At 69.0% G+C, this 17,475-nt stretch carries 18 protein-coding genes and 2 pseudogenes; 8 read left to right on the forward strand and 12 right to left on the reverse strand.

The window, feature by feature from the left end:
* Positions 1-115 precede the first annotated feature (115 nt).
* Entirely contained in the window at positions 116-1,183 is a 1,068-nt protein-coding gene (locus Q9R19_RS14095) for an acyl-CoA desaturase (RefSeq protein ID WP_311257068.1), read from the reverse strand.
* 196 nt (positions 1,184-1,379) lie between these two features.
* Positions 1,380-1,922 carry a helix-turn-helix domain-containing protein gene (locus Q9R19_RS14100; protein WP_311257027.1) on the reverse strand — a complete coding sequence of 181 codons (543 nt, stop codon included), beginning with the start codon at positions 1,920-1,922 and terminating at the stop codon, positions 1,380-1,382.
* 13 nt (positions 1,923-1,935) lie between these two features.
* Here Q9R19_RS14100 and Q9R19_RS14105 point away from each other — a divergent pair, with 13 nt between their 5' ends.
* Positions 1,936-2,808: an NADP-dependent oxidoreductase gene (locus Q9R19_RS14105; RefSeq protein ID WP_396653497.1), complete on the forward strand. Its 873-nt coding sequence runs from the start codon at positions 1,936-1,938 to the stop codon at positions 2,806-2,808.
* 42 nt (positions 2,809-2,850) lie between these two features.
* On the opposite strand, the gene Q9R19_RS14110 is transcribed toward Q9R19_RS14105, so the two are convergent.
* Complete coding sequence (locus Q9R19_RS14110) at positions 2,851-3,531, reverse strand: FCD domain-containing protein (RefSeq protein WP_311257029.1); 681 nt, start codon at positions 3,529-3,531, stop codon at positions 2,851-2,853.
* Positions 3,532-3,568: 37 nt separating this feature from the next.
* Here Q9R19_RS14110 and Q9R19_RS14115 point away from each other — a divergent pair, with 37 nt between their 5' ends.
* Positions 3,569-4,816, forward strand: a complete 1,248-nt coding sequence (locus tag Q9R19_RS14115) for an MFS transporter (protein ID WP_311257030.1) — start codon at positions 3,569-3,571, stop codon at positions 4,814-4,816.
* Between the two features lie 2 nt (positions 4,817-4,818).
* Here Q9R19_RS14115 and Q9R19_RS14120 read toward each other — a convergent pair whose 3' ends face one another.
* The 3 genes from Q9R19_RS14120 to Q9R19_RS14130 all read right to left on the reverse strand — a co-directional run bounded on the left by Q9R19_RS14120 (position 4,819) and on the right by Q9R19_RS14130 (position 7,268).
* Positions 4,819-5,241: a hypothetical protein gene (locus tag Q9R19_RS14120; protein ID WP_311257031.1), complete on the reverse strand. Its 423-nt coding sequence runs from the start codon at positions 5,239-5,241 to the stop codon at positions 4,819-4,821.
* 517 nt (positions 5,242-5,758) lie between these two features.
* Positions 5,759-6,196 (reverse strand): GNAT family acetyltransferase, encoded by a 438-nt coding sequence (locus tag Q9R19_RS14125; RefSeq protein ID WP_311257032.1) that lies wholly within the window; start codon positions 6,194-6,196, stop codon positions 5,759-5,761.
* A gap of 274 nt (positions 6,197-6,470) precedes the next feature.
* Positions 6,471-7,268: a sulfite exporter TauE/SafE family protein gene (locus Q9R19_RS14130; protein ID WP_311257033.1), complete on the reverse strand. Its 798-nt coding sequence runs from the start codon at positions 7,266-7,268 to the stop codon at positions 6,471-6,473.
* 84 nt (positions 7,269-7,352) lie between these two features.
* Here Q9R19_RS14130 and Q9R19_RS14135 point away from each other — a divergent pair, with 84 nt between their 5' ends.
* Positions 7,353-8,111: a helix-turn-helix transcriptional regulator gene (locus Q9R19_RS14135; protein WP_311257034.1), complete on the forward strand. Its 759-nt coding sequence runs from the start codon at positions 7,353-7,355 to the stop codon at positions 8,109-8,111.
* 23 nt (positions 8,112-8,134) lie between these two features.
* Here Q9R19_RS14135 and Q9R19_RS14490 read toward each other — a convergent pair.
* A pseudogene (locus Q9R19_RS14490) lies at positions 8,135-9,415 on the reverse strand (CynX/NimT family MFS transporter).
* On the opposite strand from Q9R19_RS14490, the gene Q9R19_RS14150 reads away from it, so the two are divergent.
* Complete coding sequence (locus Q9R19_RS14150) at positions 9,327-9,821, forward strand: FCD domain-containing protein (RefSeq protein ID WP_311257037.1); 495 nt, start codon at positions 9,327-9,329, stop codon at positions 9,819-9,821. The pseudogene Q9R19_RS14490 and the gene Q9R19_RS14150 sit on opposite strands and share 89 nt — an antisense overlap.
* 97 nt (positions 9,822-9,918) lie before the next feature.
* On the opposite strand, the gene Q9R19_RS14155 is transcribed toward Q9R19_RS14150, so the two are convergent.
* Complete coding sequence (locus Q9R19_RS14155; RefSeq protein WP_311257038.1) at positions 9,919-10,512, reverse strand: TetR/AcrR family transcriptional regulator; 594 nt, start codon at positions 10,510-10,512, stop codon at positions 9,919-9,921.
* 70 nt (positions 10,513-10,582) lie between these two features.
* On the opposite strand from Q9R19_RS14155, the gene Q9R19_RS14160 reads away from it, so the two are divergent.
* Both Q9R19_RS14160 and Q9R19_RS14165 read left to right on the forward strand, forming a co-directional pair.
* Complete coding sequence (locus Q9R19_RS14160; RefSeq protein WP_311257039.1) at positions 10,583-11,113, forward strand: GNAT family N-acetyltransferase; 531 nt, start codon at positions 10,583-10,585, stop codon at positions 11,111-11,113.
* 143 nt (positions 11,114-11,256) lie between these two features.
* A complete protein-coding gene (locus Q9R19_RS14165) occupies positions 11,257-12,015 on the forward strand; it encodes a class I SAM-dependent methyltransferase (protein ID WP_311257040.1) in 759 nt (252 codons plus the stop codon).
* Positions 12,016-12,081: 66 nt separating this feature from the next.
* Here the strand turns inward: Q9R19_RS14165 and Q9R19_RS14170 are convergent, their stop codons facing one another.
* Positions 12,082-12,399 carry a hypothetical protein gene (locus tag Q9R19_RS14170; protein WP_311257041.1) on the reverse strand — a complete coding sequence of 106 codons (318 nt, stop codon included), beginning with the start codon at positions 12,397-12,399 and terminating at the stop codon, positions 12,082-12,084.
* Entirely contained in the window at positions 12,396-13,061 is a 666-nt protein-coding gene (locus Q9R19_RS14175) for a DJ-1/PfpI family protein (RefSeq protein WP_311257042.1), read from the reverse strand. The genes Q9R19_RS14170 and Q9R19_RS14175 overlap by 4 nt, the downstream gene beginning before the upstream one ends.
* 150 nt (positions 13,062-13,211) lie before the next feature.
* Here Q9R19_RS14175 and Q9R19_RS14180 point away from each other — a divergent pair, with 150 nt between their 5' ends.
* Positions 13,212-14,219, forward strand: coding sequence for a helix-turn-helix domain-containing protein (locus tag Q9R19_RS14180; protein ID WP_311257043.1), 1,008 nt, complete (start codon positions 13,212-13,214; stop codon positions 14,217-14,219).
* A 118-nt stretch (positions 14,220-14,337) separates the two neighbouring features.
* Positions 14,338-14,706, forward strand: a complete 369-nt coding sequence (locus Q9R19_RS14185; protein WP_311257044.1) for a VOC family protein — start codon at positions 14,338-14,340, stop codon at positions 14,704-14,706.
* Between the two features lie 53 nt (positions 14,707-14,759).
* Here the strand turns inward: Q9R19_RS14185 and Q9R19_RS14190 are convergent.
* Together Q9R19_RS14190 and nrdF are read right to left on the reverse strand one after the other, a co-directional pair.
* Positions 14,760-16,115: pseudogene (locus Q9R19_RS14190) on the reverse strand (ATP-binding cassette domain-containing protein); the annotation flags it as partial.
* 362 nt (positions 16,116-16,477) lie between these two features.
* Positions 16,478-17,458, reverse strand: a complete 981-nt coding sequence (gene nrdF, locus Q9R19_RS14195) for a class 1b ribonucleoside-diphosphate reductase subunit beta (RefSeq protein WP_311257046.1) — start codon at positions 17,456-17,458, stop codon at positions 16,478-16,480.
* Positions 17,459-17,475 lie beyond the last annotated feature (17 nt).

A 17,475-nucleotide genomic window follows, 5' to 3' on the forward strand; every position in this document is an offset into this window, starting at 1 on the left:
CTGAATCCTGCGGCTCGGGTACCGCACGACTCCTGAATCTAGGAGCGGCCGGAGCCGCGGTCACCCGCCTTGACGATGCCGACGCGATCTGCAAGCGCGGCGGCGTCGCGCGGGATCAGCGGCGACCGAACTGCGCTGCGGCCGGGCAGTCGAAGGGATCGCGGGCGGCGAGGCCCACGCGATTGAGATGACGGATCACGATGCCGTAGGAGCGCAGTAGCGTCGTCTCGGTGTACGGCACATCGTTGGCAGCGCAGTAGTCCCGGACGATCTCGCGGGCGCGGGAGAGGTTCAGGCGCGACATGCTCGGGAACAGATGGTGCTCCACCTGGTAGTTCAGACCGCCGAGCAGCACGGTCGCCCACCAGCCACCGGTCACGTTGCGCGACGTGCGCACCTGCTTCGAGAAGAAGTCCAGGCGGGCGTCGGGAGCGATGATCGGCATCCCCTTGTGATTCGGGGCGAACGACGCGCCCATGTACACGCCGAACACGGCCACCATCACGCCGAAGAACGCGAACGCCATCCCCAGCGGGAGGATCAGGAACAGCGGTGTCAGGATCAGGGCGAAGCGCGCGGTGATCAGGCCCAGCTCGGTCCAGCGCCCCTTCACGTTCTTCTGCGTGAGCAGGTGGGTCAGGCTCAGCCGGTGCAGGTTCAGCCCTTCCAGCGTCAGCAGCGGGAAGAACAGCCACCCCTGCCGCCGGGTGATCCAGCGGACGAGCCCGCGCGAGCGTGCGGCGTCCTTCTCCAGGAATGAGATGGTGTCGACCTCGATGTCGGGATCCTTGCCGACCATGTTGGGGTTTCCATGGTGCTTGGTGTGCTTCGAGTCCCACCACGAGTAGCTCATCCCGACCACGCCCGCGAGAATCCGGGCGAGGCGGAAGTTGGACGGGCCGTCGGCGAGGACCTGACGGTGGGCGGCCTCGTGGGCGAGGAAGGCGACCTGGGTGAAGAGGATGCCGAGGGCCGCGGCGATCAGCAGCTGGAACCAGCTGTGCCCCAGCAGGATGAAGCCGGTCACGCATCCGCCCAGGGCGACGAGGAGCGCTGCACCCACCAGCGAGTAGAACACCGGGGTGCGGCGCAGCAGCCCGGTCTCGCGGACGACGTGCATCACGTCCTTGTAGGCGCGGGTCATCGGCGGGAAATCGGCGTTGCCGGAGTACGTCTGGCGGATCGCACCCTGGGTGCCTGCGCGGGTCGTCGTGGTCGTCTCGAGCCGGGTGAGGGAGATGGTGTGTCCTGACGGTCGAAGCCCTTGAGCCGTGGAAGCCAAGGGCGGATGCCGATCGCTGTCCCCAGCGTACGCAGGGTCGCATGCGGCAGGACGTATACGTTGCGCCAGGCGGCGCCCGAGTCGCGATACGCCTCGTCTAGAGGGCGCGGACTCCCTTGCGCACACTGTCGAGCACACGCTGCCCGATCACCGCGAAGGCTTCGCCATCGGCGCCCGCGTCCACGGCCCACCCCTCGTATGTTTCGGAGATGATGAAGACGCACAGCCGGGCGGCGAGTCGCGCATCGGAGCGGAGATCGCTGCGACGCGCGAACGCCTGAGCGACGTCCTCGACGAGGTGGGCCGACTTGAGCGCTTCGCGTTCGCGCAGATCGGAGTGCGCCTCGATGACGGCGCGGCGGCGCACCGCGACGCTGCGATAGTCCGGCGTGAACACCCGGTCATCGAGATCGTCGACCACCCGAGCGACGACGTCGAATGGTCGCATCCCCGCGGGCGCGCCGGCGATCGCCCCGGTGAGCACCTCCGACATCAGGTCCTCACCGAACAGCACCTCCCGCTTGCTGGCGAAGTGCCGGAAGAACGTGCTCTTCGCGAGACCCGCGCGCTGAGCGATGTCGGTCACGCTCGTCTCGGCGTAGCCGTGCTCGGCGAACAGCTCGATCGCTGCTTCCGCCACCGAAGTCCTTGACATCCAGCAGGTCGTCGAGCCGCACGCCGGAACGGGCGAAGTGCGCGTGCGCACCACGTTCGTGGGGCTGAACCCCATGGACTGGATGTTCTCGTCGTCGCCGGAGACCGCCGCGATGTTCGGGATATCCCTTCCGGCGCGCTTCGCGACCGATTTCGCGGGCGTCATCGATGAGATCGGCGACGACAGTGCCGGTTTCGCTGTGGGCGACCGCGTCTACGGTTCGGCGATCGGCCGGGCTGCGGCGGACCACATCATCATCGACCCGGCAGGCGCCGACGTCCTGCGCCGCACGCCGCAGGAGATCGATGATGCGACAGCCAGCACGCTCGCCGTCGCCGGCATGACCGCCTCGGCCGCGCTGGACGCGGCGGGCGTCGGTGCCGGCGACACGGTGCTGATCGGCGGAGCCGCAGGTGGCGTGGGCATCTTCGCGGGGCAGCTCGCGAGACTCGCGGGCGCCCGGGTCATCGGCACAGCCTCGACAGGCACCTTCGGGTTCCTCGAGGAGCTGGGCGTCGAGCCCGTCGCCTACGGCCCCGGGCTCGCGGAGCGGATCCGCCTGCGCGCACCGGGAGGGATCACCGCGGCCGCCGACCTGTTCGGCACCGAGGCGGCTGAGGTCGCGCTCGCCCTCGGCGTCGCCCCGTCGAGGATCTCGACCGTCGCCGCCGGCGGCGACGCGCCCGCCGGGGTACGCACCACAGGTGCATTCGACGCCGACAAGGGCGCCCTCGAGCGGATCACCGACGCGATCGTCGCCGGCGAGCTGACCGTACCGATCGCGCGCATCTTCGAGTTGAGCGACGTTCGCGAGGCTGTCGCACTGCAGGCGAGCAGGCGGGTCCACGGCAAGATCACCCTCCGCATGTGACGGCCGCCGGCCGGCGCGATCGCACGCCGTGCCCTCACTCGGTCAGCGCATGAAGGGATCGAAGATCGACGTCACCGCCGCCGCCGCGCGTTCGGCGTCGCCGCCCACGACGGCCTCGACGAGCTCGCGGTGGTTGCGGTGAGCGGCATCCTCGTCCTCGCTCCGCTCGTCGCGCATGTGCACCGCGAACACCGCGAGCATGCTCGCGTACAGCTCGGCGAAGAGAGGGTTGTGCGTCGCCGCGACGATCGCGCTGTGGAGCGCGAGGTCCGCCCTCGCCCGCTCGTCCGGTTCGTCGGCCTCCCAGCTCGCCTGACGCTGCGCGCACAGCTCGCGCAGCAGCCGCGCATCGCTCTCGGTGCGGTTGCGTGCGGCAAGGGATGCTGCCGCGCTGTCGAGGACGAGTCTCAGCTCGAGGTAGTGCTCGCGGCTGCCTCCCGCGAGCTGACGCTCCAATGACGTGCTCAGCTCGGAGGAGGAGATCACGAACGTGCCTCTCCCCTGCTCGCGCCGCAGCAGTCCGGCATGCACCAGCGACTGCACCGCCTCTCGAATCGTGTTGCGTCCCACCCCGAACTCCGACACGAGAGCCGGTTCGGTGGGGATCCGCTCGCCGACGGGCCATCGCCCGGACACGATCGCTTCGCGAAAGCGCTCTGCCGCTTGATCGACGAGGCCGGCTCGACGCATCGGCGCAGATGTGCCAGACTCATCAAGATTCATCCCATGATCCTATCACTCGACTTCGATGGAGACCCGCGTGAGCATCGCCTTCCCGCCGACCGCCTCCCCCTACCGCCGGCAGGCGCTCTGGGCTGGAGCGGCCATAGCCGTGACTGCCGTCAACCTTCGCACAGCGGTGACCGGCTTCACACCCCTGCTCGAGGTCATCGGCGACGACCTCGGATACGGCCTGACGCTGGCAGGCGTGCTCGGCACCGTACCCGCGGCATCCTTCGCAGCGTTCGGCTTCCTCGCCCCGCACGTGACGCGGCGGTTCGGGCTCGAGCGGACGGCGGCGGTCGCACTGTCGCTGACAGCCGTCGCCCTGCTGCTCCGCGCACTCTCCCCGGGCCCGCTCTCCCTGGTGATCTCAACCGTGCTCGCCCTGGCGGGCATCGGTGCCACGAATGTCGTGATCGTCCCTCTCGTGAAGGCGTGGTTCCCGCAGCGGATCGCGCTGTGGACGTCGCTCTACCTGATCCTCATGCAGGCCGGCCAGTTCATCTCACCGCTCTTGGCGATCCCGATCGCCCAGGCCGCCGGCTGGCGCAGCTCCGTGGGAATGTGGGCGGCGCCTGCCGCGGTGGCCGGCGCGGTCTGGTTCGTCCTGATGTCGAAGCTTCCCGCTGATCACCACGCCCCCTCCGCCGTGCCGGCGCACGCCGACCGAGTCCGCGTCGGCAGATCCGCCACCGTCTGGGGCCTGGTCGTGCTGTTCGGGGCGATGTCGATGTCGAACTACGGCATCATCACCTGGGTGCCGTCCGTGCTCACCGACGCCGGCGCCGATGCGGCACTGGGCGGGACGATGGTGGCGCTCTACTCGGTGTGGGGCGTCGCTGCCGCCTTCACGGTGCCGCAGCTGGCGACGCGCCTGACGAACCCGTTCATCGTCGTCGTCGGCTGTGCGCTCTTCCTGGTGTGCGGCTATCTCGGACTGCTGCTGTCTCCACTGGGCGGCACCGTGGCCTGGATCTGCGCGCTGGGGATCGGCGTCAGCACTTTCCCGCTCTGCATGACCCTCATCAACCGCCGGACGAGGACTCCGCAGACCGCCGCAGCGGTGTCCGGCTTCGTGCAGGGCATCGGCTACGGGCTGGCGTGCCTCGCACCCATCGGGCTCGGACTTCTCCGCGAGGCGACCGGATCCTGGTCGGTGCCGCTCCTCGCCCTCGCGGCGACTGCGGTCCCCGGAGTGGTGGCCGGCTGGTACGCCTGCCGTCCCCGCTTCGTCGAGGACGAGGTGCGGCGCAGCGGTGCCGCAGCAGCGTTCAGCCGCGGCTGACGTCAGACCTGGCGGCGGCCGACGCCCCGGGATGTCGTGCTCCACAGCGCCCAGACGACGAGCACCGGCTGCAGCAGCAGGCGCACGAATCGACGACGGTCGGTGTCCAGCAGCGGAGCCGAGCGCCCGGTTCGCCACTGGTGCACGTTGCCGGGAAGCACCGCGACGAAGAACAGGGCGACGACCCCGCCCACGCGCCGGCGTTCTCCGGGGAGCATGAGCAGCGCAGCGGCGAGCATCAGCTCGACGACTCCGGATGCGATGACGATCCCGTCCTTGTCCAGGCGCAGCACACGCACCGCCCAGTCCGGAACGGTGATGCGGAATCCCCGCCTGCCCCAGCTGAGATGACCGGCGCCCGCCGTGCCGAGCAGGGCGGCGAGCCCCCAGCGGGCGGCGGTCCTGAGGCGCGACGTCCTCTGCACGACGCGAGCGATCAGAAGTCCCAGTTATCGCCGGACGGTGAGAGCCTCGGGACGGCCAGCCCTTGTCTGTGCTGGCGAGAAGGCTCGGAACCAGGGCGGCTTGCGCAACCTCATCCACGGTTCGTGCCCTCAGCGTGCCACTCGCGACGAAGGGCCGTCGGCTCCTCGCCTGCAAGCGGGCGACACGCCTTGATTCTACGCTCCGTGAGCTTCGCTCTCACAGGACCGCGGCGCGGATACCGTCAGCTCCAGCAGCACGCTAGATCCATGAGGCCGGCCTGTTCGAGCGGGACGAGCCCGTCATCGAGTTGACGCAGACGCGTGTACAGATCGCGCATAGCCTGCCGGTCCGGCAGATGCACCGTGCCGGCCGCGTTCTTGAGCACTGTGCGTGTGCTGAGGAGCCTCAAGTGGCCGACATGGCGCCCGGCTTCACGAAGGCGTGCGGGTGGAGGACTTGTCGAAGATCACCGCCTGCTCGGCGGGGTGATGCTGTCGTCGCGGAGGAAATGACGCGTCACGATGCGGCCTTCTCGTCGTCTTCCAGGCGCTTACCCATGTTGACTGCTTCGTATGCCGAGTACCCGAGGCTCTCGTAGAACGCGATGACGCCGGTGTTGTCGGGACGCACCTGAAGCTGGACCTTGGGACAGCCGAGCGCGGCGAGCATCGACTCCGCCCGGCGGACCAGCTCCTTGCCCAGTCCCGTCCCCCGATGCGAGCCGGCGACGGCGAGATAGTGGATCCATCCCCGATGACCGTCGTACCCGATCATGGCGGTACCGACCACCTGATCTGCGCCGTCTTCGGCGACGAGGAACATCTCCGGTTGCGTCGTCGTCTTGCGCCGGATGTCCTTGACGGGGTCGTTCCAGGGTCTGGTGAGCCCGGCCTCCTTCCACAGCGCAACGACGGCGTCGGTGTCTGCGCCCGTGAATGAGCGAATGTGAGCCATGTGCGGTTCCTCCAGCTCGGAACGACTCTCGTGATGCTGATGTGCGTGATGTCCAGGGGCAAGCTAATCAGCTTGTCGACTCGCTGATCGGATCTGGGCGCCCTCGCCAGGAGGCTTCGGCGGCCTTCAGCCGCTTCCACGCGGCCGGGCACGCCGCTGCATGCGGCATTGCAGGACCCGACATCGGCGCCCTCTTGGAGGCTCTCGAGGATCGCCCGACCGCTTCCGTCCCATGCCGCCGGGTTTATTGTGCGCGTGATGGGCCGCCGCGTTCTCAGAGCAGTGGCATGATCATCGCCACCAGGACGAGACACAGAAGCCCGATGTAGGCAGAGGCGTGCACCCGGTCGGGGATGCGCGGCGGTCGGCGGCGCAGGACCACGATGACCGGGATCGCTCCGAGGAAGAGGAACGCGGCGGCTCCGATGTCGACGATCCCGACGGCGAACACCGCACCCTGCAGGTTCGTCGTGTGCCGTGCGAGGAGGAACACGGCCGCGGCGGGAATGCTGATGGCGAGGGTCAGCGGATTCGCGAGAGTTGCGGCGTGCCCCATCGGCAGGCCGGCGCGGCGCAGGAGCGGGACGGTCATGACGCTGCCGCCGACGCCGAGGAACGATGCGACCGCGCCGATGGGTGCGCCCAGTCCGGTCGGGATCGCTCTCCGCGCAGGGTCACGGACAGTGGTGGCCGGGCGGAGGAAACCAGGACGGGCGAGCGTGTCGATGATCGTGATCGCGACGTAGATCGCGAAGCCCCAGGAGCTCACCCCCGCCGGCACGACCAACGCGGCCACAGAGCCGAGGAACCCGCCGATCGCGAGCAGGACGAGGAGCGTCCGGCGGTCTCCGAGACGGGCGAGGATCGGCCGGGGTGTCGCGGCGGTGGCGACGGCGGCGTTCGCGACCATGACGACCGCGGATGTCGCCACCGCGACGGTGCCCGCCATGGGGCCGAGCGAGGCGTCAACCCAGACGATGACGGGGACGGTGACGAACCCGCCGCCGAAACCGAACAAGACGGTGGTCAGGCCGGTGAGGACACCAATGAGGACGAGGACGAGGACGGTCACTGAACCCATCTCAGCGCGTGCTTGCCAAGCATGCATTCGAGCACGCGGCATAGATGATCGAGTTCCGGCCAATAGGCTGGTCGGGTGCGGAACGTGACGCTTGCAGAGGTCGATGCGCTGCCCGTGCCGGTGCTGCCGATCGCCACGGCCTACCCGCCCGATCATCTGCTGGGGTGGCATGAGCATCGGCGAGCGCAGTTCCTCTATGCAGCGACGGGGACGATGCTCGTCGAGACCGGCCACGGGGCGTGGACCGTTCCGGGAGAACGGGCGGTGCTGATTCCGCCGGGCACGCGGCATCAGGTGCGGATGCTCGATGTGGAGACGAACAGCCTCTACGTCGATCCCGCGAGCGTCCCGTGGTGGCCGCCCGAGTGCCGGGTGGTCGAGGTCGGCTCGCTCGTGCGGGAGCTGCTGCTGGCCGCGTCCCACGTCGATGTCCGCGATGGCCTGGGCGGCCGGGACGAGGCGTTGCTGACGCTGCTTCTGCACGAAGCGTCCCGGCTCGCCGAGGTGCCGCTGCGCATCCCGATCCCGCGCGGGATGCCGTTTGCCGCCTTGTGCCGCCGATATCTCTCGGATCCGGATCTCGCGGTCGGCAATGCGGAATGGTCCCGTGAGGCGGGGATGAGCGAGCGGACCTTCACGCGCCGGTTCCGCGACGCTGCCGGGATGAGTCCGGCCGCCTGGCGGTCGCGCGCTCGGCTCCTCGCGGCGGTCCCGTTGCTGCGACACCAAAGCGTCACCGAAGTGGCCGCCCGACTCGGGTACGCGACGCCGGCGGCGTTCTCCTACGCCTTCACACGAGTCTTCGGCATCGCACCATCACGACTGCATAGCTGACCCGCTCAGCACAGCAGCGGCCTTCACCGCTCGCGCTGATGCCTTCGATCGCGGCCAGCAGAGACGGCCACGATGACCTGGACGAGCGCGAGCGCGCCGATCAGGGCCAGGGACCCGCGCCAGGTGCCGGTGTGCTCGGCAAGGTACCCGGTGACGATCAGACCGATGGCGGCGAGGAGGTAGCCGAGGGACTGCGCCATGCCGGACAGCTGTGTGGTCTCGTGGTGGCTGCGTCCGCGGAGGCTGATCAGCGAGAGCGCGACGACGAGAGAGGCTCCGGTCCCGAGGCCGGCGATCACGGCCCAGACCGCGCCGAGCGCGGGAGCGAGCAGGAGGCCGGTGACGCCGATGACCATCGGGACGCTCGCGGTGACGGTGGCCGCGGTCTGGCTCCCCGGGCGGCGCATCAGGCGTGGGATGGCGAGGCCTGCGGCGACGCCGACGATCTGGTAGAGGAACAGGTGGACGCCTGCCTGCTCGGGTGAGATGCCGGTGGAGGTCTCGATCGTGGGGAGCCAGGTGACCATCACGTAGAACGTGGTGGACTGCAGACCCATGAACGCGGTCACCAGCCACGCCGTCCGCTGCCTCCACACGCTCGCGATCGGGTGGCCGATGGTCGTGCTGGTCGTCTGCTTCGGTCCACCTGCTCATGCACGCGGAATCCAGAGCACGGCGACGACGAGCGCGGGGATCGCCCAGAACGCCAAGGATCCCCGCCACCCGGCGCTGTTCGCCAGCGGCACGGCGACGGCGGATGCGACCGAGGCCGCGATGGTGATGCACGCGGAGTACACACCGGTGGCGAGGGAGACATGGCCGGCGCAGTCGCGTTTGACGATCGTGGGGACGAGGACGTTGCCGACGGCGATCGCGCACCCCACGATCATCGTGCCGGCCCAGAGTCCGACGCTTCCGGTGTAGGAGCGGATCAGCACCCCAGCCGCGAGGACGACCAGCGCGGCCAGCAGGCAGCGTTCCATGCCGAACCGCCTCGCGGGATGCTGCACCAGCGGGGAGACGAGCGCAAACGCCAGCAACGGCAACGCCCCCAGCAGCCCCTGCATGCCCTCGTTCACACGAAGGTCCTCACCGATCTGCGGCAGCAACGGCCCGACCGAGGTCAGTGCCGGTCGGAGGTTGAGCGGGACCAGGAAGATCAGCGCGACCAGCACGGGCACCCACCACCGTGACGCACCCTCCCGCGTCGATGCCGTGTCCCCGCCCATCTCCCGCGCATCGCCACGTGCAACCGACGAGATCACCGGGGTCCTGGTCCGCGACGACCTGTCCTCCACGCTCATGCACGTGCTCGACGCGCGAGCAGGCCTGGAGGCGGCCACTGCACGCCTCGCGGCGCGGCACGCGACCCCGGAGGCGATCGCAGCAGTCTCGAACGCGCTCGACGCACGCGATCGGGCTCATGACGCGGGCGATCTGGCCGAGTACGCGCACGCCGACGCGCAGTTCCACCGCGCCGTGGTGCACGCCAGCGGCAACCCGTTGCTCATCCGACTGCATGCCGCCGTCGGCGAGGCACTGGACGAATCCATCCGCGACACCTCGGCCCTGCCCGAAGATCCCCAGGTCGGCCGTGCGCACCACCGGCTGCTCGACGCGATCCAGAACCATCGGCCAGAGGCGGCGGCAACGATCGCCTACGAGCTGATCGAGTCCGTGAAGAACAGCGTCGACGAACCTCGCCGCTGACGCCCGACCAGTCCGCACGTCGCGCGATCGTCCCCCTTGAAGCGAACCGACCGCCCGCTGATGATCCTGGCCTCGCAGTGGCTCCCGCGCTGCCCCTCTATCGTGAACGATCCGCCAACGCGGTGAGCTGCGAGCGGACCGCCGTGGTGACGCGTTCGACATCATCGGTCGCGAGAAGGTCCAGCAGCGCCCCGCGGAGCACCGCAAGCACCGCCGTAGCGCGGCTCCTCGCGGCCGAGTCGATGTCGCTCGCCGCATCCCCGACGTTCGCGAACACGTCGAGCCAATCGTCGACCGTGGCGCGGGCAAAGCCCGCCCAGGGCCCGTCGGGCTGGACGAGGGAACGCGCATAGGCCTCTGCCCAGAGCTTCAGGAGCGCCCTGTGCTCGTCCGCGGCGAGCCATGCCCACGTCTGCTCGGCGAGGCGCACGAGCTCGCCCGACCCGCCCGCTTCGGCGCGGCGCACCCGATCCAGGAACTCCAGCTCCTCGGAGCGAGCACGAGCCAGCAGCATCCGGATCAGCCCCTCCTTGCTGCCGAACAGATACAGCAGCACGCGCGGGCTCGACCCGATCGCTGCGGCGAGCGGTCGCAACGACATCTCCCCTAAGCCGTGGCGAAGCACGTACTCGTAGGCAGCCTCGAGGAGTTCCGTCTTGCGCGCCGACGGGTTGCCGTCTTCACTGCTCACCCTGCTATCGTAGCCCCCACTGAAACGAATGTTTCAGTTCACGTGTGGAACGACACGCAGAGGAGGACCGATGACGAACAGGCAGCAGCAGGCGGACGAGCGCGCTTCGTCCGAGCATGGACGAGTGGCCATTCGCCGCCTCGAGCAGCCCGGCGATCTCGGATGGGTCATCCAGACGCATGGCGAGGTCTACGCCCGTGAATACGGCTGGGACACCAGCTTCGAAACGCTCGTCGCGCAGATCGTCGCCGACTTCGCCAGCGGTCACGATCCCGACCATGAAGCCGCGTGGATCGCCGAACTCGACGGACGACGCGCCGGATGCATCTTCTGCGTCGCAGGCGAGGACGACACCGCCAAGCTCCGCATCCTGCTCGTCGATCCGAGCGCGCGCGGTCACGGCCTCGGGGCACGACTCGTCCGCACCTGTCTCGACTTCGCCCGCGACGTCGGATACCGGCGGATGACGCTCTGGACCAACGACGTGCTGACCTCCGCCCGCCGCATCTACCAGGCAACCGGGTTCACGCTCGTCGACGAAGAACCCCACCACAGCTTCGGCCACGACCTCGTCGGGCAGACCTGGACCCGCGACCTCTGAGCGTTCCGACGCCGCCCCTCACGCCTGTTCACCGGGAGGCACCAACGGTCGCATGCCGCCGCGGCTGAGTCCTGGGCGCAACCGCCCGCAGGCACGCGCCACCTTCCGCTATCGAGGCTCTCTCGCAGGGATAATCGTCTGCTGTGACAGATTTTGAGGCGTTGATCGAGGCTGGTTCCTCCGCCGACGTGTCCGGGTGGGATTTCTCCTGGCTGGACGGGCGGGCGACCGAGGAGCGTCCCGCCTGGGGCTACGCCCGGCAGCTCGCCGATCGACTCGGGCGGGCATCGGCGTCGCTGGACATCCAGACCGGCGGCGGAGAGGTGCTCGCCGAGGCGGAGGTCTTTCCCGCGACCGCGGTGGCCACGGAGTCGTGGCCACCGAACGTCGCGAAGGCCACTCGGCTGTTGCATCCGCGAGGTGTCGTCGTCGTGGCCGCCCCTGACCAGCCCCCGCTGCCGTTCGCCGACGAGGCGTTCGACCTGGTCACCAGCCGGCACCCCGCGACGATCTGGTGGGAGGAGATCGCCCGCCTCCTCCGGCCGGGCGGCCATTACTTCGCCCAGCACGTAGGCCCGGCGAGCGCCTTCGAGCTGATCGAGTTCTTCCTCGGCCCGCAGCCGGAAGCTCGCCGCGGACGCCACCCCGACGACGAGGCGGCCGCTGCCGAGGCCGCGGGGCTGGAGATCCTCGACCTGCACACCGCGAAGCTGCGGATCGAGATCCACGACGTCGCCTCCGTGGTGTACCTGCTGCGGAAGGTGATCTGGTGGGTGCCGGGATTCACCGTGGAGAAGCACCGCGACCGGCTCCGGGACCTCCACGACCTCATCCAGCAGAACGGCCCCTTCATCGCGCATTCGACCCGCCACCTGATCGAGGCCAGGCGACCGCTGGCGTAGACCGGCTCGAGCCGCCGGGAACGGTGAGGATCGCGCCGAGCACGTGCACGGCGAGGAGGGATCCCGTCAGGGCACGATCCGCGTTCCCGTGACCTGCGTGCGCGGCAGGCGGCCGGCGCGGGAGACGCCGGTCATCTCGTCGCCGGCGATGGTGACGTCGAAGTCGAGGTTCAGGCGCATGGGCTTGCTGACCCGCTGACGCCAGCGCACGCGCTCCGCCCCCTCCTCCCCGATCTCGACGGCGATGTCCTCTAGCGGCACGGTCTCGGCCTTGCTGCGGGCCTCGCCGCGGATGCCGCTCGAGTCGCGGGTGAAGGTGTAGACGGCGGTGATCGTACCGATCGGGGTCTTCATCGACACGTCCCAGGTCCCGATGACGCTCATGCGGCGACCTCCGCGTCGCGGCCTGCGGCGCGCCAGACGGTGCCACGCCGCTCGTACTCGAACAGCGCCTCCACCGCGAGCGCGATCCGCGGCCCGAACTCCCGCTCCAGCAGGTACAGCGCCAGGTCGAGCCCGGAGGTGACGCCGCCGGCGGTGACGAGGTCGCCGTCGTCGACGACGCGCGCCCGGACCGGGGTCGCGCCGGTCGCCTCGAGCACGTCCATCCCGAGCACGTGCGTGACGACGTTCCGTCCCTCCAGCAGGCCACCCATCGCGAGCGCGAGCGACCCGCCGCACACCGTCGCGACGAGGACGTCCGGATCGGCCATCGCCTCCGCGATCATCCCGGTCGCCGCCGTCGCGGCGAAGCGGGCCAGGAGCACCGGGATCGTCTCGACGCCCTCGTCCGGGTCGCCGTCGACGGGCCCGGAGGCGCCGGGCACGACGATGATGCCGGGGCGGTGCGGGTCGAGGGCCGCGGTCGCCTCCAGCGCGAGGCCGCGCGTGCCGGACACGACCCGGCGCGGCCCCTCGGCGCTCACGAGCTCCACATCGAGGCCGCCGCCGAGGGCGTCGCTCCCCGCGGCGAGCACCTCGAACGGGGCGATCACGTCGAGGGGGTCGAACCCGTCGAACAGCACGATCTGAACGCCTCTGCGCATCTGCACTCCTTCTGGTCGCTGCGGAGCCGATCCGGCTCCCTCATCGAGTCTTCTGCGCGCTCCCGCTCCTGGCGAGCGGCCTTCGAGCCAGGTATCTCCTGAATCTAGCCATCTGCTGGATCGCCGCCGCCAGCTCGGTAGGGTCTGGCTATGCATACCGTCGCCGCCCTCGCACTGCCGGATGTGATCGCCTTCGATCTGGCCACTGCGGTCGAGGTCTTCGGGCGTGCGAGCCTGCCCGATGGGCGCCCCGCCTACCGGGTGATCGTCGCCGGCACCTCGCCCACGGTCGACGCCGGTCCGCTGCAGATCACGACACACGCGGGCCTCGACGCGCTGACGCAGGCGGACACGATCATCGTCCCGGGCCGCAACGACGCCGCCGCTCCCCTGCCGGACGGCCTGGCCGATGCGCTCCGCGCGGCCGCGGAGGACGGCACGCGGATCGCGTCGATCTGCGTCGGCGCGTTCACCCTCGCGTCGGCCGGGCTGCTCGATGGCATGCGCGCCACGACGCACTGGCTCGCCACCGGCCTCCTCGCCCGCCGATACCCCGGGATCGTCGTGGAAGCGGACGTGCTCTACACCGACAACGGGCGCATCCTTACCTCCGCAGGAGCAGCCGCCGGGCTGGATCTGTGCCTGCACATGATCCGCCGCGACTTCGGCGCCGCCGTCGCCGCCCACGCCTCCCGACTCGCCGTCGCGCCCCTGCACCGCATGGGCGGGCAGGCGCAGTTCATCGTCCGCAACCCGCCGACCTACCGCACCGCTTCGCTCGAGGACGTCCTCATCTGGGTCGAAGAGAACGCCCACCGCCGGCTGACGCTCAGCGACGTCGCCGATGCTGCGCACATGAGCGTCCGCACCCTCACCAGGCGCTTCCATCAGGAGACCGGCCAGGCCCCGATGGAATGGGTCGCAGGCGTCCGCATCCGCCACGCGCAGGAACTGCTGGAGACGACCGACCACGGCGTCGACCGCATCGCCCTCCAGACGGGCTTCTCCAGCCCGAGCAACTTCCGCGCCCAGTTCCGCCGCGCCGTCGGCGTCACCCCGAGCGAGTACCGGACGACGTTCGGCGGCCGTCCGCTCCCGCAGGAGATCCGATTCGAGCCATCTGAAAGCCACGGCAACGCTGTTACCGTGGCCCCATGACGCTCGCCGACGAGGGCACTCTGGAGACACAGCCCGGGAAGCAGGACGAGGTCACGGCGATCCCGACGCGCCACAATCCGGGCTCGCCGCTCGGGAACTGGCGGACGGAGCGGAGAAAATGCGCGTGGATCGAGTCGTTCCGAATCTCACCGTGACCCACCTGCGGCAGGCGGTCGCCGAGCATTCCGAGGCGCTCGACCTGCGGATCCTCATGGACCACGGCTGGATCGTGACGCTCGGAGACGAAGACGGGCACCAGCTCAGTCTGATGACGCGCGACGCCTCCGCGCCTGTCAACCCCGACGTCTCCGTCTTCGTCGACGACGTCCGCGCCGCACTCGCTCGCGCCGAGGCGTTGGGGCTGGAGATCGTGCACCCGCTGACCGAGGAGCCCTGGGGCGTCACACGCTTCTTCTACCGCGCCTCAGACGGCCGGGTAATCAACGTCGGCATGCACACGGAACCGCGCAGGTCTCCCCTTCGCTGAGTCGCCCTTCCCCGCCGCTCGGGTGCTCATCCCCGGCGGGTCATGCTGCCCAGGTCCAGGTTGTTGGTCGGTTCGTCAAGTACGAGAAGCTGATGCGCGGGTTCAGCGAGGAGGAGCGTCGCGAGGGCGACGCGGAAACGCTCGCCGCCGGAGAGATCGGCCACCCGGCGATGAACGGCATCCGCCCGGAAGAGGAAGCGAGCGAGATTCGCGCGGAGGTCCCCCTCCAGCGCACGGGGCGCTGCGGCGCGTACCGTGTCGAGGATGCTTCGGTCCTCGTTCAAATGGTCGAGCCGCTGAGGCAGGTAGCCGATGCGATCCGTGAACCCCGTCGCCCGCGCTGCTGCGTCGCTGACGCTCTGCGGGTGGACCAGAGTGCGGAGAAGGCGCGTCGACAGCGGCACGCTGCCTCGCGCATGGGCAGGAACCAACGGGGCCTTTGCCTCGGGGGCGACGTTGTCCCGGAGATGTCCTTCGAGGCGCTTGAGCATGATCGCCGGGATGCTGAGCGACCGCTTGCCGGCGTCGCTCTTGAGTTTGCCCGTGTAGTCGCCGCTGTTGGCGCTCAGCTGCCGGCGCACGTGCAGTATTGCGCTGCCGTCCGGGTGCCATTCGATATCGCGACGCTGTAATCCCAAGCACTCGCCGCGACGGAGCTGGCACCAGGCGGCGAACAGCATCATGATCGCCCACGGCTGCGGGACTGCCTCGTAGAGAGCCTCGACCTGCTCTGGGGTCGCCACGTCGTCGAGCTCATCCCGGTCCGCGTCGTGTCGAACGGGTTCCTGCTTCGGGACGGAGATGTTCGGCGCGGACGGGATGACTCCATCGCGAGCGGCCTGGCGCAGGATCATCATGAGCACGACGAGCACCGGCCGTGTGACCCCGTTGAACTTGGACTTCGGGTTCAGCGGGGAGGGGATCGCGTCGAGCCGGTTGGTCATGACGCGGATGCGTGCTTCGTCGATCGCCCTCACCGGGGTGTCACCGAACTCGGGGATCACGTAGCCGTCGACCTTGCTCTTATAGGAGCGCACCGTTCCGAGCGCGCGCTTCTTGCCGCTGCGGTTCGGCTGCGTGCGGATCAGCTCGATCCACCGGTTCGCGTACTCGGCGAACCCGATCGACCGAGCCTGCTCCGCTCCGGCCTCGGCGCGGAGACGAGCGGCGCGCGCCTCAGGCGGCTCCCACTCGCCCCGGGCAATCTGCGTGTGCACCGAGGCCAACCACGTGCGCGCATCGGTCTTCGTGAAGAACGTCAGCGGCTTGTCATCGTCGGTGCGGGCCGTATAGGTATTCCCATCGGGTCCGGGGTACCGGACTTGCCAGCGGCCCGAGGGGAGCTTCCGCAGCCTGCCCCACGCCTCGCGCTTGCCCGCGTTGTTCTCCTTCTTCGTCGTGCTCATCATGCCCTCCGGTGGACGCTCGTGGACCGGAGCGGGCGGCCGTGCCCCTCCGTGCCCCTCTCTCCCGAGGGAGAGAAGAATCCGCGAGATCCTGCGGGTTCTCGGCCCGTCTCGAAGCTGCGGAGGGCACGAAGGGGCACGACATCAAGGGCACGCCGATCCCGAATTCCGCTTGGCGTGTCGCCCCGCCTCCACTGAGCAGGTACGCGCGTGCCCCCGGCGTGCCCCATCGGGCGGCTACTGGTGTTCATTCTTGTCCTCCTCTGTCTGGTGAGAGAAGGCACGAAAAGAGGCCCGGAGCTGCGATAAACCGCAGTTCCGGGCCTCTCACCAGCCCCTTTCAGGGCCGAGCTAGGACAAGGGGCTCAGAAGTCCCAGTCGTCGTCCTCGGTGGCCTCGGCCTTGCCGATGACGTACGACGAGCCCGACCCCGAGAAGAAGTCGTGGTTCTCGTCGGAGTTCGGCGACAGGGCAGAGAGGATCGCCGGGTTCACGTTGGTGACCGTGGACGGGAACATCGCCTCGTAGCCCAGGTTCATCAGGGCCTTGTTGGCGTTGTAGTGCAGGAACTTCTTCACGTCCTCGGTCAGACCGACGCCGTCGTAGAGATCCTGCGTGTACTGCACCTCGTTGTCGTAGAGCTCGTACAGCAGCGAGAAGGTGTAGTCCTTCAGTTCGTCACGGCGCTCCGGCGTCTCGGTCTCGAGCCCGCGCTGATACTTGTAGCCGATGTAGTAGCCGTGCACCGCCTCGTCTCGGATGATCAGGCGGATCAGATCGGCCGTGTTCGTCAGCTTCGCCTTGGACGACCAGTAGATCGGCAGGTAGAAGCCCGAGTAGAACAGGAACGACTCCAGCAGCGTGGAGGCCACCTTGCGCTTGAGCGGATCGTCACCACGGTAGTACTCCATGATGATCTGCGCCTTCTTCTGCAGATTCTGGTTCTCGGTGGACCACCGGAACGCCTCATCGATCTCCTTCGTCGACGCGAGGGTCGAGAAGATCGACGAGTAGCTCTTCGCGTGCACCGACTCCATGAAGGCGATGTTGGTGTACACCGCCTCCTCGTGCGGGGTCAGCGCATCCGGGATCAGCGAGACGGCACCGACCGTGCCCTGGATGGTGTCCAGCAGCGTCAGCCCGGTGAACACGCGCATGGTGAGCAGCTGCTCGTCGGCGGTGAGCGTGTTCCACGACTGCACGTCGTTCGACAGCGGCACCTTCTCAGGCAGCCAGAAGTTGCCCGTGAGGCGGTTCCAGACCTCGAGGTCCTTGTCGTCCTCGATGCGGTTCCAGTTGATCGCATCCACGTGGCTGACCAGCTGCAGCTTCGGAGAGGGAGTCATGTTCTCATCATTCCTGT

This window comes from Microbacterium sp. ARD32, assembly GCF_031844385.1.
In the GTDB taxonomy this organism is placed as follows: domain Bacteria; phylum Actinomycetota; class Actinomycetes; order Actinomycetales; family Microbacteriaceae; genus Microbacterium.